Source organism: Streptomyces inhibens, assembly GCF_022221585.1.
In the GTDB taxonomy this organism is placed as follows: Bacteria; Actinomycetota; Actinomycetes; order Streptomycetales; family Streptomycetaceae; genus Streptomyces; species Streptomyces inhibens.
In genome coordinates this window covers 1939316-1962336 of the sequence record NZ_CP084681.1, presented here as the reverse complement: position 1 = coordinate 1962336, position 23021 = coordinate 1939316, and the positions used below count along the sequence as shown (strand labels likewise).

The 23021-nt window shown below is 68.4% G+C and carries 12 protein-coding genes and 4 pseudogenes; 8 read left to right on the top strand and 8 right to left on the bottom strand.

What is annotated here, in order from left to right:
* Nucleotides 1-2 precede the first annotated feature (2 nt).
* The 6 genes and pseudogenes from KI385_RS09110 to KI385_RS09085 all read right to left on the bottom strand — a co-directional run.
* Nucleotides 3-7139 (bottom strand): toxin glutamine deamidase domain-containing protein, encoded by a 7137-nt coding sequence (locus KI385_RS09110; RefSeq protein WP_238577630.1) that lies wholly within the window; start codon nucleotides 7137-7139, stop codon nucleotides 3-5.
* A 287-nt stretch (nucleotides 7140-7426) separates the two neighbouring features.
* Complete coding sequence (locus tag KI385_RS09105) at nucleotides 7427-7738, bottom strand: hypothetical protein (RefSeq protein ID WP_238571701.1); 312 nt, start codon at nucleotides 7736-7738, stop codon at nucleotides 7427-7429.
* A gap of 227 nt (nucleotides 7739-7965) precedes the next feature.
* On the bottom strand, nucleotides 7966-8436 hold the full coding sequence (locus KI385_RS09100; RefSeq protein ID WP_238571700.1) for a hypothetical protein: 471 nt from the start codon (nucleotides 8434-8436) through the stop codon (nucleotides 7966-7968).
* 460 nt (nucleotides 8437-8896) lie between these two features.
* Nucleotides 8897-9085 (bottom strand): annotated as a pseudogene (locus tag KI385_RS09095) (transposase); the annotation flags it as partial.
* Between the two features lie 153 nt (nucleotides 9086-9238).
* Nucleotides 9239-9824 (bottom strand): annotated as a pseudogene (locus KI385_RS09090) (transposase); the annotation flags it as partial.
* A 237-nt stretch (nucleotides 9825-10061) separates the two neighbouring features.
* A pseudogene (locus KI385_RS09085) lies at nucleotides 10062-10175 on the bottom strand (3-hydroxyacyl-CoA dehydrogenase family protein); the annotation flags it as partial.
* 566 nt (nucleotides 10176-10741) lie between these two features.
* Between KI385_RS09085 and KI385_RS09080 the strand changes: the two are divergent.
* The 8 genes and pseudogenes from KI385_RS09080 to KI385_RS09045 form a co-directional block, all read left to right on the top strand.
* Nucleotides 10742-10888: pseudogene (locus tag KI385_RS09080) on the top strand (peptidase C39 family protein); the annotation flags it as partial.
* Between the two features lie 432 nt (nucleotides 10889-11320).
* Nucleotides 11321-12292 (top strand): alpha/beta hydrolase, encoded by a 972-nt coding sequence (locus KI385_RS09075; RefSeq protein WP_238571699.1) that lies wholly within the window; start codon nucleotides 11321-11323, stop codon nucleotides 12290-12292.
* Between the two features lie 84 nt (nucleotides 12293-12376).
* Nucleotides 12377-13045, top strand: a complete 669-nt coding sequence (locus KI385_RS09070) for a hydrolase (RefSeq protein WP_238571698.1) — start codon at nucleotides 12377-12379, stop codon at nucleotides 13043-13045.
* Nucleotides 13046-13119: 74 nt separating this feature from the next.
* Nucleotides 13120-14805, top strand: coding sequence for an MFS transporter (locus tag KI385_RS09065; protein ID WP_238571697.1), 1686 nt, complete (start codon nucleotides 13120-13122; stop codon nucleotides 14803-14805).
* A 3-nt stretch (nucleotides 14806-14808) separates the two neighbouring features.
* A complete protein-coding gene (locus KI385_RS09060; protein ID WP_238571696.1) occupies nucleotides 14809-15306 on the top strand; it encodes a DoxX family protein in 498 nt (165 codons plus the stop codon).
* Nucleotides 15307-15588: 282 nt separating this feature from the next.
* Nucleotides 15589-17472, top strand: coding sequence for an amidohydrolase (locus KI385_RS09055; protein ID WP_238577629.1), 1884 nt, complete (start codon nucleotides 15589-15591; stop codon nucleotides 17470-17472).
* 52 nt (nucleotides 17473-17524) lie between these two features.
* Nucleotides 17525-18241, top strand: coding sequence for a GPR1/FUN34/YaaH family transporter (locus KI385_RS09050; protein ID WP_238571695.1), 717 nt, complete (start codon nucleotides 17525-17527; stop codon nucleotides 18239-18241).
* Nucleotides 18242-18304: 63 nt separating this feature from the next.
* Nucleotides 18305-18901: a Dps family protein gene (locus tag KI385_RS09045; protein ID WP_238571694.1), complete on the top strand. Its 597-nt coding sequence runs from the start codon at nucleotides 18305-18307 to the stop codon at nucleotides 18899-18901.
* Nucleotides 18902-19058: 157 nt separating this feature from the next.
* Here the strand turns inward: KI385_RS09045 and KI385_RS09040 are convergent, their stop codons facing one another.
* Both KI385_RS09040 and KI385_RS09035 read right to left on the bottom strand, forming a co-directional pair.
* Nucleotides 19059-20012 (bottom strand): AraC-like ligand-binding domain-containing protein, encoded by a 954-nt coding sequence (locus tag KI385_RS09040; RefSeq protein ID WP_238571693.1) that lies wholly within the window; start codon nucleotides 20010-20012, stop codon nucleotides 19059-19061.
* Nucleotides 20013-20148: 136 nt separating this feature from the next.
* Complete coding sequence (locus tag KI385_RS09035; protein ID WP_238571692.1) at nucleotides 20149-22914, bottom strand: ATP-binding protein; 2766 nt, start codon at nucleotides 22912-22914, stop codon at nucleotides 20149-20151.
* Nucleotides 22915-23021 lie beyond the last annotated feature (107 nt).

The following is a 23021-nucleotide window of genomic DNA, read 5'->3' as shown; positions in this document are numbered from 1 at the left end:
CCTCACAATTCCATGCTCGGGTACATGGCGTACCTGCTGCTCTCGCGCATGACCGAAAAATCGATTCCCGGCAGACCGAATTCTTCAGTCAGTCTATATGCCTCGCTCGCGAAGGTGCGATCAGGATCGCCAGGGACCCTGTCCAGCAGGAAGCTGGGGACGAACCCCTTGTTGTTGTAGCTGCGGAGGTCCTTCCGCAGCTTGCGGCTGCCCTCCAACGTGTTGCGATCGATGAGACCTCGCTTGCACTTCTCCACGTATGTGTCGAATGCTTCGTCCGACACGAAGATCGCGAAGTCGACATCCTTTGCATCCGGCTTTCGCAGGGAAGACCCTTGTACCACGATGCTGCCTTCGGGGAGGCCGAATTCCCGGGCGAGATCTCGCAGTCGAGAGGTGAAATGATCGAATCGCTCTTTACTCTCGAAGTGGTACGGATAGCCCCGAGGTTCGACCTCATTGGACCAGTTTTGCATCTGCTCGATTATATTGGCATCGGTTATGGGGGTATCCCCTTCCTTTGCCTTTTTGTTCTTGATGGCGGCCACGTTGACGAAATCCGCGATCTGTAGCGGACTGAGTCCGAGCTCTTGGCCGACACGGAACACCCTGATCAGGTCTCCCGGGATCGACGGGAGGGGTGTGGCGTTGCTGCCCGAGTTGAGAGGGATGAAGCTCTGCGACCCCGTCAGCGGATCGGTATAGACGATCTGGCCGTTCTGATTCGTCGCCGTCAGTGGGTGGCTTTGGTTGTTGGTGTCCTGCGCGATGAAGACCCTTTGAGCACCGTGCCCCTCGCCGGCGAGCGAGGTTTCCAGCTCGCTGATCGTGGTGCTTTGCTGCTGATTGGGCTGTGGAGCGTTGCCGGTCGCGTCGCGTGTGGCGGTCGCCTCGGGGGTCGACTGGGCCTCCGCCCGCTGCGAATCCGGCTGGTCTGACGATTCCGGCTGAGTTTCGTTGTCTTCCTGGGTTTTGTTGTTCGTCTGGTCGTTGCTCTCCTCTGGGGCGCGCGACGGTGTGCGGTCGGTTCCGGCCGGTTCGGCCGCGAGCGTACGGTCGGAGCCCTCTGGGTCGGCCGGCGGACGTCGGTCCGTGCCTGCCGGGTCGGCCGGGGACTTCCGGTCCGTGCCTGCCGGGTCGGCCGGAGGGCGTCGGTCCGTGCCCGCAGGGGCCGATGGGGGTGTGCGGTGGGGGTCCGTGGGATGGGACGGGCCCGACTGAGGCGCCTGGGTGGGCGGTGTGTTCTGGTCGGGCGTTGGGGCCGGCGGTGTGTTCTGGCCCGGATTCGCCAGCGTCTGTGCCAATTCGTTGACGAAGTTCAGGTGTTGCTGAATCTCCGCGTCCTGGATCTGCTGGCTCGGCGTGCGGTACTTGCCGAGCGCAGTCCTGATTTGAGACTCGGTCCTGCCTTCCGCACGCAGTCTGTCCCGCTCGGCCGCCTTCAGCTTCTTGAGGTCCGGGTCCGCACGATAGGTCGTGCTGTAGTAGACGGGAACACCGTCCATCGCCTGGGAATCGTTGATCGTCCTGGAGCAGTTGGCGTGGCCGGTGGGATGACCGGATGCAGTGTTGGGCAGGCCACAGGGCTCACGTTCGGTGTAGAGGCCCTTGACCTCGACCTTGGCCTGCCCCTGAGCTGCCCGATTCTCGTTGAGCTGGTCGATCCAATTGAGAATGTGGGACTCGGAGTGCATCGGGTCGGCGCCGTCCACGGCAGGGGGAACCGACGAATCGACGATGTAGTGACTTTCCTTGGTGTCCGGGTCGACAACTTCCACGACCGCGTAATTCTTGCCGGAGAGGTCGGGCGAATTGCTCTCCGTCTCCTCAAGCAGCCGCTTGAGGTCCTCCACATCCCGAAGGTTCGTCCCGTCCGGGTGCGATGCGAGTTCACGTCGCCAGGGAGCCGCTGATTCGTGGAACTTTCCGTCGTTGTACGCGTCGTTGTTCGCGGCCGGGTCAGGGTTCACGCCAACGGCGTTGTTGGCATGGAAGGACTGGCTGATGCGGGCCAGAGTGGCAATCGCGGCGTACCGCTGGCCGTCGTTCATTTGCGACCACGCGGGATCAAGATGCTGCCGGAGATCACTGTCGGTGAAGTTTGTCGACGGCATCGGAACATTCCGGTGCGCTGTCATCGCGGCCTTGTGGGCGGCGTCAGCCTGGGGGAGAGCCTGCTGGGCATTGGCGAGCCGCTGCTCCGCCGCCGCCCGCTTGGCCTGAGCTGCCTGCTTCGCGTCCTCGGTCTTGGCTTTCCGCTCCGCGGTCGCCGCCCTGGTCCGCTCTGCCTTGGCGTCGGCGACTTCCTTCAGCGCCCTGTCATAGTCCTGCCTGGCTTCACGTACCTGCTGCGCCGACTCCGCGTGCGCCTGGCGGCGATCGATGGATTCCCGCAGTACGTCGGCCAAGGGCACCCGGGGCGGGTCGCCTTGCGGCTGCGCCCACTGCCGCATCTGCGCCTGGACCGGGTCCAGACCGATCCGATGGACGTCGTGCGCTTCTCGAAGGTCGCCCTGTGCCTTGTCCGGAGGAAGGTTCGCATGCGAATCGGTCCGTGCTTCCGGGTCGGGAAGGCTCTGGTTGCGCCGCTCGCGAGTGGCTTCCGCGCTGGGGTCGTTGGACCCAGGGGTCGAACCGGCCGGGCGCTGGGGCGATGTGTGGTCGGTATCGACAGGTGTGGTCCGGCTCTGGTTTTGCGTGGTGGGCTGGCTGGTGGTCTCGATGGGTCGACGGTTGGCGTCCAACGGGATCGCGAAGACGCCGTTGTTGCCGCTGTGGAGCGGGGTGGTGCTGTGCTGGCCCGTCTGCGGGTCGGCGTAGACGATCTGGCCGTTGTGGTTGACCACGTTCCAGGCGTGGGCACGGCCGTCGGCGTTCTGGGTGATGATCACGGCCTGTGAGCCGTGGCCCTCGTTGAGGAGGGTGGTCTCCAGGTTGTTGTACGCGTCGCGGCCGTCGCCGAAGTCGTCGAACTCGGCGCCCAGGGCGTTCTCGATACGGTCGCGGCCGTTGGGCTCGGGAGTGTCGGCGGGGGTGCCGTCCTCATTCGGGCTGCGGCGGGCGGCGACCGTGGGGTTGCCCGCGTACGACTCGACGAACGCCAGTGATCCGTCGGGGCAGTTGACGTCACGACCGGACTCGTCGGGGTTCTGGCCGCGCAGATCGTCGACCCAGGTGCCCTCGCGCGGGTCAGGGGCCTGCTGGAACGAGCCGTCCTCGTTGCGCGGGAATCGCTCTTGCTGCGCACGGGTGTCGGCGTCGGTGGGGTCGTCGTAGCCGTCCGGCGGACCGGAGGGGCGCGTGGCGGTGGACGGAAAGACCGGTTCCCTCGACTCCGGTTGCTGGTCGGTGTCGTGAGGGTCCTGGGTTTCGTGGGTGTCGTGGGTGTCCTGGGAATCCTGAGGCGCTTGAGATTCCTGGCTGTCCTGCGTGTCCTGCGCGTTGTCGGGCTGCGGGCTGTCCTGGTCCGTCGCGTCCGAGTCCTGGGTCGCTTCCGAGCCCCGGTCCGCGGTGGAGTCCGTGTCCGGGGCGGTCTCGGATACCTGGTCCGGGTTGGACTCCTGGGTGGTGTTCGTGTCCGGAGAGGTGTCCTCGTTCTGCGGTGATGTCGTCTCCGGGGTCGACGTCGTTTCGGGGGCCGGCGTCGTCTCCGGTGTTGTGGAGGATTCCGGGGTCGTCGACGGCGGTGCTGTGTCGGTGCTGCCGTCGTCCGCGTTCTGTTCGGCGGTCGAGTCGTCGTTGTCGGAGGGCGCCTCGTCAGTGGACGGCGAGGTGTTGGAAGGTCCGTCCGACTGAGCGTCGGGAGTTGACTGATCCGTCGACGAGTCGGGGCCCGGGCTGTTGTTGGTGTCCGGAGTGTTCTGGGTGGACGGCTGAGGCGTCGACGGGGTCAGGAAGTACGGAGTGATCGGATTCCGATTGGCGTCCAGCGGGGTGTAGAAGACCTCTTGGGCGCCCAGGTGAATCGGATTCTCGCTGACGACGCCTGTTTGCGCGTCGACGAACAGGATCTGGCCGTTGTGGTTCACCGCGGCGAAGGCATGGCCGCCACCGCCGGGCCAGTTGACGCCGATCACGGCTGCCGAGCCATGCCCGGCCTGCGACAGCTCGTAGGCGATACGTGCGTACGGGTTGGGATGGTCCTTGCCCGCATACGTGCTGGGTGCGCCTGCCCAACGCGCCTGGTTGGCGACCGAGTCGCGCTCCGCGGAAAAAGTGTTCAGGCTGCCGTCCGCATTGAGGTCCAAGGTGCGCGGGGCGGACACCGTCGGGCGGCCGAACCATGTCTCGAGGAACGAGCGAGTGCAGTCGGCGCAGTTGTTGGACCGGCCGGGCACCCCCACGCCGCCGTCGTTCTGCAGACCGGCCCAGTTTCCTTGCCGCGGGTCCGCGTACACCTGCGGGGTGCCGTCGGGGTTCCTCGGGTGGGCGTTCTCGAGGTCCTGCTGATGGGCGGGGTCGGGTGTGGTCAGGCCTTCGAACGGGGTGTTCAGGTCGTTACGGATGTCCGAAAGGTCGTCTGCCTGGGGCGGAGGCGGAGGTGCCGTGGGTTGCTTGGGCGCGCTGTCGTCAGCGGGGGGCTGGTTCTGATCGGGCGTCTGGTTGGTGGCGTCCGGGTGCTGATTGTCCGGCTGTTGGTTGTTCGGTGCCGGCATCCCCTGGTCGTTCGGCGTGGAAGTGGGGGACTCGACCGGTGACTGCTGGTCCGTCGGACGGTTCGTCGGCTGCTCGCCGCGGGGCGGCGGGGTCGGGCGCCCAGGCGTCTCGGTGCGCGGAGTCTCGGCACGCGGCGTGTCTGTGCGTGGCGTGTCTGTGCGTGGTGGTGTGGTGGGGCGGCTGGGCGTTTCGGTACGCGGTGTGTCAGTGCGCGGCTGCGTGGTCGGGCGGCTCGGTGTCTCGCTGCGCGGCGTCCCGCTGCGCGGCGTCCCGGTGCGCGGCGGCGATGCGGGACGGTTCTGCTGGGTGTCCCGCGACGGCGTCGTGGGCCTGGTGCTCGGCTGTTCCGTACGCGGCGTCGTGGCGCTGGGCGTGGTGGCCCGCGGTGTCGTCGTGGGGTTGCCTGCCGCCGGCGCCTGCATCGGGATGGGGCCGGCCGCCGGTGGTGGCATGGCACCCGGGGTCGACGTTGAGGGCGTCGCGGACGACGGGGCCGCCTGCTGCGGGATGCCCGCCTCACCGGGCTGCGTACCGGGGGCCGGGGGCGCCGCCGTGGCGACGTTGCCCATGAGGCTCATGTCGTCGTCCGGGTCGTGCGGGGTCGGTGTTGACGGTGTCGGCGCGTGGCCCTGACCAGGGCTGGGGTTTGCGGTGGGCGTGTTGCCGGGCATGGCGCCGCTCGGCATGGAGACGCGGCCGCTGCCCTGGTTCTGGTTGTCGTTGTTGTTGCCGTCGTTGGAGTCGCCCGGCATGGGGCCCTGGGCCGGTGCGGGCATGGTGGTGACCGAGTCGCGGTCGACCTGGTGCATGCCCGGTTCGGGGCGGGAGTTGTCGGGAGCCGGAGCCGGTGCGGCCTCGGGGCGGTCTGTCTCCGGCGGCGGGGACGGCATGGGCGCGGGCTCGGTGTTGCGCGGGTCCGGGATCGACGCGCCCTGCTCCGGGGTGTGGACGTCGACGCCTTCCGGGCGGCTCGGGCGAGTGCTGTCCGGAGTGGTGTCCGGCGCCGGGGAGCCATCGACATCCGGCGTGGTGCCCGGCCCCTCGATGGGCGAGGAGTTGGAGGGCATGGACGGCTCGTTGCCCGGTGCCGTGGTCGGCGGGGCGTCCGGTGTGCTGTCCGGACGGGCGGTGTCGGGGGCGGTGTCGGGGGCCGGTCCGCCCTGGACGTCCGGCCTCGTCGTGGTGGGCGGCGTGGACGAGTCCGGAGACGAGTCGGGGGTGGACGAGTCGTCGCCCAGAGGACGACCGATGCTCTCGTTGTAGGCCCGGGTGCCCACGTCGAAAGGGCTGGGCGAGTCGGAGCCACGGCTTGGTGAGGGCGAGGACGACGAGGGGTTCGACGAGTCCGGGCTGCCGGTGCTGTCCGTGCTGCTGTTGGACGGCGTACTCGAGGAAGAGGAGGGCGAACTCGAAGCCGACGGGCCATCGGACGACGAGGACGGGTTCGACGAAGAGCTGTCCGAACCGCTCGACGGAGACGAGGACGACGGACCGCCGATATCCGGTGCCCTGCGCCCGGAGTCGCCGCTGCTCGAACTCGGCGAACTACTGGAACTCGGGGAGTTGCTCGACGAACTGCTGTCGTTCGATGACGAGTTGGACGAGGTCGGCGAGTTCGACGAATTGGAGGAGCTGGGGGAGTTGTTGGACGAACTGCTGTCGTTGGACGACGAGTTGTTGTTCGACGACGAATCGTTGGAGTTCGACGAGCTGTCGTTGCCGGAGTCCGACGAGCCGTCGCCGCCGTCGTTTCCGCTGTTGGTCAGTCCGTCGCGGGCGCCACGCCCCGCGCGGGAGCCGGCGCCGTCGCGCAGGGACTCGCCGAAGGTGGAACCGGAATTCTTCAGGGCCTCCTTGCCCTCTTCGTAACCCTTCTTGGCGGTGCGGCCCAGGTCGTAGCCCGACTGCTTGCCGAAGTTCTGCTCGACGGTCTGGGCGACCAGGTCGGAGACCATGGCTTCCAGAGCGGAGACAAAGGGTTCCTTGGCGGTCTCCAACACCGCCTGCAAAATCTGTTGGGCTATCTCCTTGAGGAGTTTGCGCAGGATCATCCGCGTGGCGGCGGCCGCGCCCATCGCGCCGAGTTCGGACAGACCCAGGGTGAATGGAGCGGCGGCCTGGGCCGCGGCGATCTCGATCGCCAGGACGACCAACTGGGCGATCACCGCCACTTTTAGCCCGATGATGAGCATCGCCGCGGCGTCCATGCATATGGCGATCAGCTCGGCGCCCTGGCGGGCGTCGTCGAAGTAGCCCGAGCCGCCGGCGAACTTCTCCCAGGTCTTGTTGAAGCCCTCGATGGAGTCGCCGGCGTTCTCGGCGAGGACGTTGCCGGCGGAGCTCATGCCACGGGCCTGGAGGGCCTCCACATCAGCGGCGAACTGGCGCCAGGTGTTGGCGCACTCCATCATCTTGTCTTCGTTGCCTGTGGGCCAGTCGAAGCCACACATCTCGAGAACCCACTCAAGTGCGTTCGGCAGCATCAAAGCCACGACGAAGACCCCCGTTGTCGCCCATGTAGTTCGTGTTGTCCCGGCCCTGTGGGCCGACCGACCCCATCCGCCTCACCGCCGGCGGAAGGGCCCCTGCTTGTCTGCTGCTGCCGGAGGCGCCATTCGGAGCCTCGTGAGTGCTCAACCGGCTTGCGTCGGCGCAGAGCCATGCCCACGCCAGAGCCTACCCAGCGGCCCTTCTGATCCCTGAACTCTGGTGTGTCACAGTGCTGTAGCAGACATCCGGTCCAAAGCCGTCCAGCCCTCAGGCGGCCGCCCTAGCCATTGGGCCGGCGCAGGCTGCGGTACAGCTCGATCGCGGAGTCCGGCGGAAAGTTGGGGACATAGGTGATGGCTCCGTCGCTTTTGGAGATCACCATGTGACTGCCACCCAACGGCGCCTGAGTGCCGGGCGGCGGTGGGGGCATGACGGCGTGGACGAGGAAGCCGATGTCGAACTCCGTCACGTACAACGGCGCCGGGTTTCCTTCCAGATCCAGTACTTCGAATCGGGCGCGAGCGGCAGCCAATGCCTCTTCGGCAGTGGTGGGGATGGGCTGTACCGGTTCCGGCGCGTCGGGATGCGACACGGACTCTCTCCTGTCAGTGAAGGGGCGGCTGTGAGTCATGCGGGGTCATGCGGTTGGACTCGGGCTTGGTGCGGGGCAGTCGGCCGTCGAAACGTCGAGCCGGAGCCGAGCCGACGCCGAAACCGACACGGCGCAAACGCTCGACCCTGGCTGCCGCGACTGTGCTGCTGTGGCGGCCCTGCCACCCCGCTGTACGGTCGCCACACGCCCCCGTGGTGCGGGCCGTGTCACTTGCTCACGGACTTCAGAACCCGCACCTCGCCGCCGAACTGGTTCTCCGGCTTCTGCTCCTTGACCAGAGCGTCGTTGAAGTCCTCGTTCTCCTCGTGGTTCTTCGCCATCCGCTCCAACGCCTTGCCGATTTCGTTGAGCTTGGTGGCAAGGTGCTCCATCGAGTCCGTCATGCCGTCGCGCAGGCCTTCGTAGACCACGCCGAACTTCTCGCCGAGCTCGTCGTCACCCCACGGTGGGGTGCCTTCCTTGTCGCTGAAGGTGGTCAGGCCCTTCCAGGCGTCCTGGGCGACACTCGAGAACGTCGTCTCCTTCGGCGCTTCGCCTCCGCCGCCGCCACCGTCACCCTGCGCGGCCAGGCCGTTCTTCAGCTTGGTGGTCGCCTGGTAGAAATCCCTGCCGATCTCGGAGAAGTTCTTCCCCTCGGCCTTCAGCATCTGCGGATTGCTCTTGAACCCGTCGCCCATGACTGCGCCCCCGTTCACCAACCGGCGTCATCGAGATGCCGGTTCACGTCCGTTTCATGTCTGTGCCAGCGTACCCAGAGGCGCTGACAAGCCCTCAACCCCTGGGTTTCACAGTGCTGTCCCGGGAGCGTCCGGCCGATACACCTTCCGAGACAAAGCGATCGCCGTGTTCGGGGTAGCCGATGTCGAACTCGCGCACCCGCAACGGCGTCTGGGTGCCGTCAGGCCCGGTGGTTACCGAAGAAGGGGCGGGCCATTTCGAGGGCCTTCCCATCGTTCGCCGGTAGGCGGTGCGCCGGCGAGACGGCCCGAGCCTCCGTGGGCACGGGCCCTTGGTCCGTATCCGGCCCCGGGCTCAACCCCGGTGTCCACCCCGCCCCCGCTTCTTCGGCCCCGTGACCAGGTTGGTCGAAGGACCGTCGCGCTCGGCGCGCTCCTTCTGCTCTTCCTCGTCCCGCTTGCGCTCCAGCAGGCCGTTGGTGTTTTCGTGGGAGCCGCGCTGCCAGGGGCTGGCCGGGTCACAGAAGTAGACCGGGACGTGGGTGGCGAGGGTGAAGGAGCCGTGGGCGGCCATCTCGGCGCCCTGGTCCCAGGTCAGCGACCGCACCAGGTGGGCAGGCAGGGTCTGGACGGTTTCCACGAGGGCATCGAAGTCCGTCGCATCCCCTGAGCTGGGGTGTTGCGACGACTACCAGAACCCAAGCTGCATCGGAGGCCCTTTCCAGTCTTTCGGGGGCTTGCCTGTTTAAGGGCTGTCACGTAATTGATCTTTCACGTGCTCGATGACCTGGTCGTTTGCCCGCTATCCCGTGAGGGTGAGGTTGTGCAGGCGGGCGATGCCGAGCATGGCGTGATGGACGCCGTCGCCCTTGAGGCGGCAGTCGCGCAGGATCTTCCAGGTCTTCATGCGGGCGAAAGCGTGCTCGACGCGAGCACGGACCTTGCGGTGGGAAGTGTTGTGCTCCTCCTGCCAGGCCGGGAGTTCGGTCTGGCCGCGTTCGCGGCGGTGCGGGATGACCAGGCCGGTGCCCCGGTAGCCGCCGTCCGCGATGACCGTGGTTTTGCCGACGGCGTCCTTGGTGCCGGACAGTTCCCACGCCTTGCAGTCGTTGCGGTTGCCGGGCAGCGGCCGGCCGACGGCGACGACGAGCCGGGTGTCGGCATCGATCATGGTGGTTGGTCGAGTACCGGTAATTTTTCGACTGCTCGGCAACGCTGTGATCACGCGTGGGGACCACGGTGCCGTCCACGATCAGCACGGTGTCCTTGCGGAACCGCTTGCGCTGTTGCAGTGCCAGCGTGGGCCCGAGGTGGTCGATGACGCGGTCGGCTGCCGACTTCGACACCCCGAACAGCGGTGCCAGCTGCCGCAGAGTCAGGTTGGTGCGCTCCGCTGAGTAGGAGGGAAAGGTCCTGACAGCTCAGAAAGGCTCAAAGTCCCAGGTCAGGGCTGATTTTCTACCAATTGACGACGCGCGCCAGGGGGTGTCTCGTGCAGACCGCGCTGGCCGGGCGAGGATGTGCGGAAGAGGGGCTCGGTGAGCACAGCGCAGCCACCCTCCACCGACGCCACCGTAGGCGCTGTTCCGGGCGAATTCACCCTTGAACAGCGCCACTTGGCAGCATCACCGCACTCCCTGGTACGGGTAGAACCCCGACCCGGACTTTCGGCCCGGCCGGCCTTCGTCCACCATGCGCGCGAGCAGCGGGGAAGCGGCGTACAGCGGCTTCTTGTACTCGTGGCGTATGCAGCCTCCTGCTCGCGGCAGTTGCCTCCAGCCAGGTCTTGATCTCGCTGGGCCGGAACCGCAGTTGGTGTCCCACGCGGAAGCTGGGGATGGCTTGCTTCTCGTGGTTGTCGTAAACCCATGAGACGGGCTTTTCGAGAGAGTTGGCGAGGGCCGGCACGGTCCACATCGGTTGGTCCATGGCTGTTCACTTCCGTAGGTGAGAAGTGCGACTCGATAGGTACGGATCACGGCCGCACCAAACGGGACCATGCAATGCCGCTTGACCGTCGTGGGCCCGTCGTAGACGGCCTCCGCGAGGTAGATGGCGCTGGTGCCGAGGTGACTCACGGTGAAGAGTGAGCGTGTCGCGGCCCTGGGCTGTCCGTGCTGCCACTCGTGAATGCCGGAAACCAGCACCGACCAGCACAACGCCCCGACCGGACTGGAAGGGACGGCAGCGGAACTCAGCACGAAGTCAGCACGGCCCGGCTTGGGCTCCGTTCCCCGAGACCGAGCCCAAGCCATTGACCTGCACGTTTGTAATCGCTTCCGGCGTCTGCTAATAGCGGGCATCCCAGTTCGAGAACATCTGGCTGCGCACCAAGCGCAAGAACGCCGACGGCAAGGTCGTCAGCGGCACCGGCGGCGTCTGTTACCTCTACTTCCCGGCCAAGCCCTCACCGACGCAGCGCCGGGTGCTGGCGGAGCTGGGGATCCGCTGAGCAGGTGCGTTCCGGAGGCGGCCGGGTCTGCTCGATGACCTGAGGGCAGCGGGCGCGGCCGTCGAGAGTGAGATGGCCGTACCCTCGGGCTTCTCGGTCGGCTTGACCGGGTTCTCGCGGATCCCTTCCGATCACGCGGCAGTGCCGCAGGCGGTCTTCACATGTCCGGAAGCCGCGCGTGTCGGACGGTCGCGGTGGTGCGGGAGGTCCCGCTGACGCACCTGTGGCACGCGCTTCCGGTCTTCCTCACTGTGAACGAGGTCTGGCGGCGACTGCTCGGGGCTTACGGCCCGTAGACGTCCGCGCCCGCGACGTTCTCCGTGCCCTGGCGGGCATGCGCTGTGCACGCAGGGAAAACTTCTCGATTCCGCCTACTCCTACGTTGGGGCCATCCCGCTGTACCGGGCCCCGTGTGAGGAAAGGCAGTCCGTGATGTCCGACGAGCAAAGCAGGAATCGACCGGTTCTGGAGGCTGCCGCGGCGGAGTTCGCCGCGGCGACGGCCGAGCCGCCGTTCCTGTACGAGATTCCGGTGGGGGACGGTCGGAAGGCGGTCGACGATGTCCAGTCCGGTGCGGTGGCGAAGCCGGAGGTGGACGAGGAGTGGGTGACGGTCGAGGGCGGTCCGACCGGCAGCGTCCGGGTGCGGATCGTTCGCCCGGCGGGGCATGAGGGCCCGCTGCCCGTCATCGTCTACATCCACGGTGCGGGCTGGGTGTTCGGCAACGCGCACACGCACGACCGTCTGGTGCGGGAGCTGGCCGTCGGCGCGCGTGCCGCGGTCGTCTTTCCCGAGTACGACCTGTCGCCCGAGGCCCGCTACCCGGTGGCGATCGAGCAGAACTACCTGGTGGCCCAGTGGGTCGTGCGCGAGGGTGCCGCGAACAACCTCGACCCGACCCGCATGGCGGTGGCCGGCGACTCGGTGGGCGGCAACATGTCGGCCGCGCTGACCCTGATGGCCAAGGAGCGCGGCGATGTCGCGCTTGCCGCGCAGGTGCTGTTCTACCCGGTGACCGACGCGGCGTTCGACACGCCGTCGTACCACCAGTTCGCCGAGGGCTACTTCCTGCGCCGTGAGGCGATGAAGTGGTTCTGGGACCAGTACACGACCGACGAGGCCGAGCGCGCCCAGATCACCGCGTCCCCGCTGCGGGCCACCACCGAGCAGCTCGCCGGTCTGCCGCCGGCCGTGGTCATCACCGCCGAGGCCGACGTGCTGCGCGACGAGGGCGAGGCCTACGCGAACAAGCTGCGTGAGGCCGGGGTTCCGGTCACCGCGCTCCGCGTCCAGGGCGTCATCCACGACTTCGTGATGCTCAACGCGCTGCGCGGCACCCAGGGCGCGGAGGCCGCGATCACCCTGGCCGTGGAGGCGCTCCGCAAGGCCCTCTACGCCATCTGAGTACCCCCGCCGACGGGCGGCCGGTACTGGGTACCGGCGGCCCTGTTTTCCCTCAACAACCATAGAAATTAAGGAAGTTCAATCATGTCTGAGTTCAACCTCGACAACGTCTCCGCCGCGCCGAGCCCGGATCTGCTCACGCCCGACAACGCGGTGATGCTGTTCGTCGACCACCAGCCGCAGATGTTCTTCGGCACGGGCAGCAGCGACCGCACCGCGATCATCAACAGCACGGTGGGCCTGGCGAAGGCCGCGAAGCTCTTCGACGTACCGACCGTGATCACCACGGTGGCCGCCGAGTCCTTCTCGGGCCCGGCGCTGCCGCAGCTCGTCGATGTCTTCCCCGAGCACAAGCTCATCGACCGCACCTCGATGAACGCCTGGGAGGACGAGAACCTGGTCGAGGCGATCCGTGCCACCGGCCGCAAGAAGATCGTCATCTCCGGTCTGTGGACCGAGGTCTGCCTCGTTCTGCCGGTCCTGTCGGCGATCGGCCAGGGCTACGAAGTGTACGTCGTGGCCGACGCGTCCGGTGGCGTCACGCCGCAGGCCCACGAGCACGCCCTGGAGCGGATGAGCCGCGCCGGCGCCGTGACCGTCACCTGGGTCCAGGTGCTCCTGGAGCTTCAGCGGGACTGGGCACGCGGCGAGACCTACAACGGTGTGATGGAGATCGTCCAGGAGCACGCGGGCGCCTACGGCCTCGGCGTCGTCTACGCCAAGCACTTCATCGGTGCCAACGCGGCCGGCTGAGCACTGAGCGGTTGAGTGTGTCGGGGGGCTCCGCGAACGGCGGAGCCCCCCTCGGACCGTGGAGAGGGAGGAACATGCGGAAGTCCGGGCTCCATGAGGCGTGGCGACCCTTCGCCGTACCCGTCTTCCGGGCGTTGTGGATCGCGCAGTTCGTCTCCAACACCGGCACCTGGATGATGACGGTCGGCGCCCAGTGGGAGCTGATCGGCCAGTCCGGTGCCGTGCTCGCGCTCGTACAGACCGCCACGAGCCTCCCGCCGCTGCTGCTCGCGTTTCCCGCAGGCCTCCTCGCGGACCGCTTCGACCGCCGAAGGCTCCTCATCGCCGCCCAGTACGCGATGCTCGCGGCCTCGGCGGCTCTCGCCGTCGCGGCCTTCACCGGACTGCTCGGGCCCGGACTGCTGCTCGCGCTGCTCTTCGTGATCGGAGGCGGCTCGGCGTTGATGGGACCGGCCTGGCAGGCCATCCAGCCGGACCTGGTCGATCGGGCCTCGCTGCCGCAGGCCGCCGCGCTCGGTTCGGTGAGCATGAACCTCGCCCGTGCGGTCGGTCCCGCCCTCGGTGGCTTCGTCATGGCCCTCGCCGGCACCGGATGGGTCTTCGCCTTCAACGCGGTCTCCTATCTCGGAACCGCAGCTGTGCTCACGGCCTGGCGCGCACCGCACCGCGCTCCGAGCGACGCCGGCCGGGAAGGCATCCTGGCCGCCGTGGACGCCGGGCGTCGCTACATCCGCTACACACCCGACATCCGACGCGTCCTTCTGCGCACGCTCCTGTTCGTCCCGGCGGCATCCGCGCTGTGGGTCCTGCTGCCGCTCGTCGCGGAACAGCGTCTCGCCCTGGGCGCCTCGGGATACGGACTGCTGCTCGGCGCGGTGGGCATCGGAGCCGTGGCCGGGGCCTTTCTGCTGCCGTGGCTGCGGCGGACCTGGGGAGCGAACGGCCTCCTCCTGATCGCCGCCGCCCTGTGCGCCGCCGTGCTGACGAGCCTCGCCCTGCCCGGCCCGGCGCTGATCGTCATGAGTCTCCTGCCGGCTGCCGGCCTTGCCTGGATATCGGCGCTCTCCGTTTTCAGCGCCGCGGTGCAGACACGTGTGCCGGGCTGGGTGAGAGCCCGCGCCCTGGCCGTCCAACTGATGGTCTTCCAGGGCGGCATGGCGCTGTCCGCGCCCTTGTGGGGCCTGCTCGCCGACCGGCTCGGACTCGCCGCCGCGCTGGGCATCGCCGCAGCCGTCGTGCTGGGCGGCGGGCTGAGCGTCCGCGTTCTGCCCCTGCCCGTCGGCGAGGCGGACCCGACCGGGTCGGACCACTGGCCCGAGCCGTCTCTCGCCTCCCGTCCCGACCCCGATGCCGGGCCGGTCCTGGTCACCGTCGTATACCGGGTGCCACAGTCGCGCACCCACCGCTTCCTCACCGCCATGGAGCCCGTCGCCCGCGCGCGCCGCCGCACCGGAGCCATCACATGGGGCCTCTACAGAGACGGCGACGACCCGGAACTGCTCGTCGAGCACTACCTCGTCGCCACCTGGTCCGGACACCTTGCCCAGCATCACGGACGACTGACCGCCGACGACCGTGCCGCCGAGGAAGCGGCCCGGGCCCTGCTTGCCGACGGCACGGTCCCCAAGGTGACCCATGCCTTCGACGCCTTCGCCGCTGATGGGTCGTGCATGTTCAGGACAGCGCCGGACACGCTCGGACAAGTCCCTGACCTGGGCGTTTCCTATCGTGAGGCCTTCCAGAATCAACGCAAGGAGTAACCCATGGAACTCGGACTTCTGATCCTGAGGGCGGTGGCCGGACTTCTGCTGGCTGCTCACGGAGTTCAGAAGGTGAGCTTTCACCTCGGTGGCAAGGGGCTCGAAGGCGGCACCGAGGAGTTCCGGCGCGACGGCTTCCGCGGTGGTGTGCTGACCGCGCTTGCCGCAGGGACGACGCAGATCGGCTCCGGTGTGCTGCTGACCGCGGGCGCACTCACACCACTCGCCGCGGCCGGCGCGATAGGCACCATGACCGTAGCCCTGACCGTGAAGTGGCCGCACGGGCTCTGGGTCCAGAACGATGGCTACGAGTACCCCTTTTTCCTGATCGTCGCAGCCGCCGTCCTGTCGTCGACCGGACCGGGCGCCTGGTCGGTCGACGCGGCGCTGGGATTGCTGCCATGGCCCGGATGGTGGCTCGCTGTCGCCGCGATCCTGGGCGTCGGCGGCGGTCTCGTCGCGCGCGCGATATTGCACCGTTCGGCGAAGAGCCGTTCCTGACCCGGTCACCCAACGAGAGTCCCGTGCAGCATCCTCTCGATGAAACACCGGCCCCCAAGTTCGCCTTCGGTGGAGTCGGCGCCGAAGGGTTGTGCCGATCGCAGCGGCCCCGCACCTGAAGAGGTGCGGGGCCGCCTGCCGTTGCGTGCCCGGGTGAGCAACTCATGTGCACGCAGGGCAAACCTTGCGTCCGCGTCGGCTCCTACGTTGGAGCCATTCCCCAGGAACCGGGCCGTGTACGACGGCCCCACGATCTCACCGGAGGTGAGCCACGTGACCAGCATGCCGGTCGCGGGCATGGTCCCAGTGCCGGGCACCGTCGAGCCCGCCGAACTCCTCGTCCGTAATGCCAAGGTGTACACCGGTGACCCCGCGCGACCCGAGGCGCAAGCCGTCGCGATACGTGGTGGTGAGGTGATCGCGCTGGGTGATGACCGTACGGTGGCGGGCCTGGTGGGGCCCGCCACCAAGGTCGTCGATGCGCTCGGACGCCGGGTGATCCCCGGTCTGAACGACTCGCACCTGCACGTCATTCGGGGCGGACTCAACTACGTCCTGGAGCTGCGTTGGGACGGCGTGCCGTCACTGCGTCAGGCGCTCGCGATGCTGAAGGAACAAGCCGGGCGCACACCGAAGGGCCAGTGGATCCGGGTGGTCGGCGGCTGGACGGCGGACCAGTTCGCCGAGCGGCGGATGCCGACGGTCGCCGAGCTCAACGCGGCGGCCCCTGATACGCCGGTGTTCGTGCTGCACCTGTACCAGTCGGCGCTGATGAACCGCGCCGCTGTCCAGGCCGCCGGATTCACCGCCGAGACACCCAACCCTCCCGGCGGGCAGATCGTCCGGGGCCGGGACGGCAGTCCCACCGGCGTGCTGCTTGCGGCGCCCGGTGCACTGATCCTCTACTCGACGCTGGCCAAGGCGCCGCCGCTCGGCGCCGAGGATCAGCGCACGTCCACCAAACACTTTCTGCGGGAGCTGAACCGGTTCGGTCTGACCTCCGCGGTGGACGCGGCCGGCGGCTTCCAGAACTTCCCCGACAACTACCGGACGGTGATCGACCTCGCCCGCGCGGGGGAGCTGACCCTGCGGATCGCCTATCACCTGTTCCCGCAGACGGGCGGCCAGGAGATCGCCGACCTCACCCGGTGGATCGAGATGGTCCGGCCCGAGGACGGCGACGCGTGGCTGCGGCTCAACGGCGCGGGCGAGAACCTCACCTGGGCCGCGGCCGACTTCGAGAACTTCACGGAACCGCGCCCCGAGCTGACCCAGGGCTATGAGGCCGAGTTCGAGAAGGCCGTGCGCCTGCTGATGGAGAACGGCTGGGGCTTCCGCCTCCATGCCACCTACGACGAGACGATCCGCCGCGACCTCGCTGTCTTCGAGAAGCTCGCCGCCGACGGGCTGTTCCCGGCCGGGAACCGCTGGCTGTTCGACCACGCGGAGACCGTGACCGATGCCAGCCTGGACCGGATCGCCGCCCTCGGCGGGGCGGTTTCCATCCAGAACCGCATGTCCTTCCAGGGGCGCGCCTTCGTCGACCGCTACGGCGCCCAGGCCGCGGCCCACACCCCGCCGGTGCGGCGCATGCTCGCCAAGGGGCTGGTCGTCGGCGCGGGCACCGACGCCACCCGCGTCTCCTCGTACAACCCGTGGGTCGCGCTGCACTGGCTCGTCACAGGGCGGACCGTCGGCGATCTGGCCCTCTACCCCGAGGACAACCGGCTCTCGCGTGAGACGGCCCTTGAGCTGTACACCCGAGGGGGAGCCCGTCTGACCGGTGAGGAGGACGTCAAGGGGGTCCTGAAGGAGGGCTTCTTCGGTGACCTTGCGATCCTCTCCGACGACTACTTCACCGTGCCCGAGCAGGACATCGCGCACATCGAGTCGGTGCTGACCGTGGTGGGCGGGCGGATCGTGCACGCAGCGGCCGAGTACGAGGGACTCGACGAGGCGATCGAGCCCATCAGCCCCGCATGGAGCCCGGTCGCCCACTTCGGCGGCTACCAGGCCACGCCGCGGCCCAGCGTGACCGGTGCCCGGCAGGCCGACCTGCTGGCGGAAGCCGTCGCCGAGTCCGAGCAGCACCGCCAGTGGCGCGTGGCACGCGGCTTCGTGACCGAACCGCGCACGGAGATATTCGACCCGTGCTTCGTGCTCTGACCCGGGCGCTCCGCAGCCCTTCCCCGCACGACGGCTCCCAGGAGAGACCACTATGAGCACCGACCAAGGCCAGCCTTCCGAACAGCCCGAGCCACCCGGCAGGCACTTCGAGCCCGACCTTCGTCCCATGACGCGGATCAATCTGCATCCGATCGCGTCCCCGATGCCGGTCGGCTTCTTCGCCTTGGCCATTGCCTCGGTGATCGTGGCCAGCCTGCAGCTGGGGTTCCTCGGCGACGACGCCCATCGTGCGGTCGGCCTCGCGATCCTGCCGGCCTTCGCCCTCCAGTTCTTGGTGAGCATCCTCGCCTTCGGAGCGAGGGACGTCCTCGCAGCGACGCTGATGGCCTGCTTCTCCGGGACCTGGCTCGCCAGTTCCCTCGTGCTTGTGGTGGACCCTCCGGGGGGCACCAAAGTGCTCGGCGTACTGAACCTCCTCTTCTCGTTCTTCGCTCTGCTCATGGCCTCGGTCGCGCATCGCAAGCGGTCCATGTGGTTCGTCCTGTGTGTTGCCGTGCCGCGGTTCGCGGTCGCCGCGCTCTACAACCTCACCGGCACCGAGTGGCTGGCCTATGTCTCGGGGTCGTTCGGTCTGCTGCTCGCGGCCGTGGGCCTGTACGCGGCGTTCGCGCTCATGCTCGAGGACATGCGGGGCGAGGAGGTTCTCCCGATCGGACGAAGCGGTCCGGCGCAGACCGCGGTCGAAGGGGACCTCGCGGTTCAGCTGCGCAACCTCGAACGGCAGGCGGGCGTACGCCGCACGCTGTGAACGAGAACGCGTACCCGTTCGCCAGAACGTCCCAACAGATCAGCAAAAGAACCGGAGTTGAACATGAACGCGTCCGTGTCCACCACGGCCGGCCCCGAGCCGCGCGGGGGTACCCAGCCCCTTCTGCACCAGAAGGGGCATGAGTTGCAGGCGTACGGCACGGTCAAGCAGTTGCCGATCGGCCTGTCGCATGACACCCGCAGGTACTCCTGCCAGCGGCTGAATCGGATCCTGGCCGACACCCAGATGCTGTACGGGCTCTACAAGAAGCATCACTGGCTGATGCGCGGCGCGACCTTCTATCAGCTGCATCTGCTGCTCGACAAGCATGCCGGCGAGCAGCTGGCGATCGTCGACGCACTCGCGGAGCGTGTACAGAGCCTCGGCGGTGTCGCGGTGGGGGACCCTCGGCACGCCGCCGAGATCACCGGTGTGCCCCGCCCACCGGACGGCGTCGAGGAGGTGCCCGCCATGCTCTCCCGGCTGCTCGAAGCGCACGAAACCATTCTGATCGAGGCGCGTGACGCCGCGTCCCGCGTCGCGGGCCTCGGGGATGACGGAACCAACGACCTCATCGTCTCCGACGTCATCCGGATCGGCGAGGCGCAGGTGTGGTTCCTGGCCGAGCATCTGGTGGACACGCCGCTCGTCCGCGTGTGACGGAGCGGCATGAGGTACTCCCCGGCGTGCACGACGGCCTCCGAGCCCGTGCGCGCCGGGGATCTCGTTCGTCCGGCGGTCCTCGGGGCCCGGCTGGGCGCAGCGATGAGTGCCGATCTCCCTGGTCGGGAGCTGCCGCAGGCTGCCGCGGGACGGCTCAGCGGAGGGCGTCCCGCCAGGCCTGGGGCGACACACCGAACGCGCTCTTGAACGCCCGGCTGAAGTGGGAGCTGGACTTGAACCCCCAGCGGTGGGCGATGGCCGAGACGGTGTCCGCGCTCGGCGGTCGGCGGGACAGCTCCCTGCGGCACTCGTCCAGCCGGTGCGTACGGACCCACTCGCCGAAGCTGATGTCGCTCCTGGCGAGGATGGCGTAGAGGTAACGGACCGAAATGTGGTGGGCCTGGGCGACCGAGGCCGGTGTCAGATCCCGGTCCGCCAGGTGCGTCCTCATGTACTCCAGGATGCGAAGGCCGAGCGTCTCGTGGAACGAGCCGGTCCCCAGCGCGGGCTTCTCCGCCTCCGAGGCGATGACCGCGCGTACGAGCTCCATGCTCGGAGCGGCGAGCAGAGGGGAGGCCGTCCCTTCATGGAGCTGCGGGCTCGCGGCAAGGCGCGAGAGATACCCGGAGGTGAGCCCCGAGATGCTTCCGTCAGCGCCGAGGGTGCGGGCCGTCACCTCGTGGATCGCGGCGTCCGGGAGGGCGATCTCGCTGATCGGGATCCGGAAGAAGTGCATGTCGACACCGCGGTCGAAGAGGAGCGTGTAGGGGCGCCGCGTGTCGTAGAAGGCGATGTCGCCGGGGCACAGGACGGCATGTCTGCCGTCCTGGACGACCGCGCTCTCTCCGGACACCTGGAGGCTGATGAAGAGCACGGGTTCCCAGTCCGTCTTCGCGAGCCGTGGAGTTCTGAGCACGGTGGCCGGGTTCGCGTTCACCGTGCTCAGCTGCATCGAGCCGATCTGGGCGATCACCACGTCGGCGAACACACGCTCGGGGCACCTGGGGAGGACGAGTTCGACGGGTACGACCTGCTCCCGGATGGTCTGGCGGAGGGCATCGGCGCGATCGCCGAGCGGGATGGCTGACGTGCCCCAGGTCGTGGTCATCGGTTCCTCCTTGCGTGCATCCAGGCGGCAGGCTAGGTCCGCTGAACGTCGATGACCAGGGGTTACTTTGAGTAGCACCAGAGCCGTGCGGTGAGGGACAACAAGCTTGCGCGGACAGGAAGGCCGCGGCTCGCGTTCAGCTCGCGTTCAACTTGTCGCGGAGCTGACCACGCGAGGTGATCCCGAGCTTCGGGAAGATGCGGTACAGGTGTGCACCGACCGTCCGGGGCGACAGGTACAGCTGCTGGCCGATCTCCCTGTTGGTCAGGCCGTCTGCCGCGAGCTTGGCGATCTGCAGCTCCTGAGGTGTGAGCAGGTCCCAGTCGGCACGGCTCTGGCGCTTGCTGCCCTCGCCCGCCGAGCGGAGTTCCTGTCGGGCGCGTTCGCACCACGGCGCCACACCGAGCGCCTCGAAGGACTCCCGGGCGATCCGCAACGGAATACGGGCCTCCAGCACCCGGCGACGCCTGCGGAGCCAGGTGCCGTGGGCGAGCATCAGTCGCGCGCGGGTGAACGGCGTATGGGCCATGTCCAGATCGAGTGCCGAGCGGAAGCGCTCTTCCGCATGCTCGTCGTCGGAGAGGAGCGCCTGGGCGAAACCCAGGTTCACCCGGGTCAGCTGGGCCTTACTCGATCCGGCGGTGGCGTCGAGCCGGAGCAGCGCGCCCCGCGCCATGGCCCGTTGCTCCTCACCCGTGGCGGCCTCGGCCAGCTCCGCGATCGCGAGGGTCTGCAAGAACGGATGGTAGGCCGGGTCGGCCGGGTCGAAGACCCGCCAGACACAGCAGAAGGCCTCCGCGTGGTTGCCCGCGGCCAGGCCGATGAGACCACGGGTGATCTGGATGAACGCGAGATTGGACGGATTGGCGACGGACAGCCCCTGACGCTCCGCCTCACCGATGACGGTGAGCGCGGTGTCCAGATCTCCGTGCAGCGCTGCGAACTGCGCCTTCGCGATCCGCGCACCGGTCAGCCAGCGTGGCTGCGCGTTCTCCTCGGCCAGCCGCATCGCCTCGGCCACACCGGGGAGTCCGGTCTCCCAGTCGACGGTGTGGACCGCGCTGAAGGAGAGGGACACCAGTGTCTGGGCCAGCAGACCGAGACGGCCCTGGGTGCGCAGCCCGGCCACCGCATGCTGGAGAAAGCCCGCGGCGTGGTCGTAGGCGTTCGCCATGGTGGCCGCCGTACCCAGGGTGGCGGCGGCCAGGGCGTCGTACCCGCCCTCACGTTCGAGGCGCTCCAGGCGTTCGATCACCGTCGCTCCCCGCTCCACCGGGGTCGCCGCGGCCAGTGTGTACACCAGGTCCGGATGGAGCTCCGGAACGGGCAGCCGCTCGGCCACGGCCACCACGCGTTCCCGCAGGCCCCGCTCAGGGTCGGACCACCAGCATCTGCGCGCCGCCGAGCGCAGCAGCCGAAGGGCGAGTCCGGGATCCCCGGCATCGGCGGCACGCTCCGCCGTCGTGATCAACAGGTGCAATCGGGGGATGCTTGTCGCGACATCCACTTCGAGTCCTTCGCGGAGCAGCAGCAGCCGCGACCGCTCCCGGACGCCGAGCTCCAGCGGTTCGGCCTGCTGCAGCAGGCTCGATGCGCGGTCCGTCCTGCCGAGTTCGAGGCCCAGTTCGGCGGCGTCCAGGAGGCGTGACACTCTTCCGGAAGAGTGCTCACTCAGTGTGGTGGCTCGTTCCAGCGCCGTCATGGCCACCGCGGTGGCGCCACGCCCTCTCGCTCTGAGGGCCACTTGATCCAATTGCCGCGCGACCGCCTCGTCACGGCGGCCGATCGCCGCAGCCCGGTGCCATGCCTGCCGGTCGGGCTGTCCGTGCAGGACGTCGGCCAGCGCGCCGTGCGCCGCGAGACGGTCGGTGAGCGTTGCCGCGCCCAGGACGGCTGAACGCACCAAGGGGTGCGTGAAGCCGATGTGGAAGGCGTCGGCAGTCACCAGACGCGCGGCGATGGCGGGTTCCAGGGACCGGGTGGAGATCTCTGTGCCGGTCAGTGTCGAGGCCGCGGCCAGCACCTCGGCAAGCGCACCCCCGTCGTCGGCGGCGGTGATGAGCAGGGTGCTGCGTGTGTCGGGCGGTAGATCGGCCAGGCGGGAGGCGAAGGCCTGCTCAAGCCTGGCGGTGAGGGGGAGTGTCGCCGATGCCGCAGGTTCGGCGGTCGCCCGGTCCGTGCCGAGAGTGAGTGGAAGCTCGGTGAGCGCCAAGGGGTTGCCGGCGGACAGCTCCAGTACACGGCGGTGTACGGCGGCGTCGAGGCCGGGTTCGCGGGCGTCCAGCAGGGCGTCGGCCGCGGCCGGCTCCAGAGGTGTCAGACGGAGTTCGCGGAGACCGAGGGTGCCCGGTGACGCGAGGACGCCGCACGACGCGGTGTGGCCTTCGCGGAGGGCGAGCAGCAGACCGAGAGGTTCGGCGCCCAGCCGCCGTGCGAGGAACCCGAGCACATCAAGCGTCGGCATGTCGAGCCACTGGGCGTCGTCCACGGCCAGCAGGAGCGGGGCCTCGGTGGTCGCCTCGCCGAGCAGGCTGAGCGTGGCCAGAGCGATCATGAAGAACTGGGGTGCGGAGGCGCCGGAGGGCGGCTCGGCCATGCCGAAGGCTCCCCGTAGCGCGTCCGCCTGTGCGGGAGGAAGCTGCGAGACGCGGTCCATCAAGGTCCGGGTCAGCTGGTGCAGCCCCGCGAACGGAAGGTGCGTCTCGGCCTGCACGCCCGACGCCTTGAGGACGGTGATCCCTGACTTCTCGGCCTGGGTGACAGCGTGGGCGAGCAGGGTGGACTTGCCGATCCCGGGGGCTCCTTGGATCAGAAGTGCCCCGCCGCGCTCCGGCAGTCCGTCGACCAACTCGTCGACAATCGCCAGCTCCGCGGACCGACCGAACAGTATGTTGCCTGGCACCCGATCTTCCCTTGCACCAGCGATCTCACCTGTACGAACGCATTCTAAGTGCGTGCAGAGGATGACGACCTGCGCTGACAGCAAAGCGTGGCCTGGCGCATCCCGGC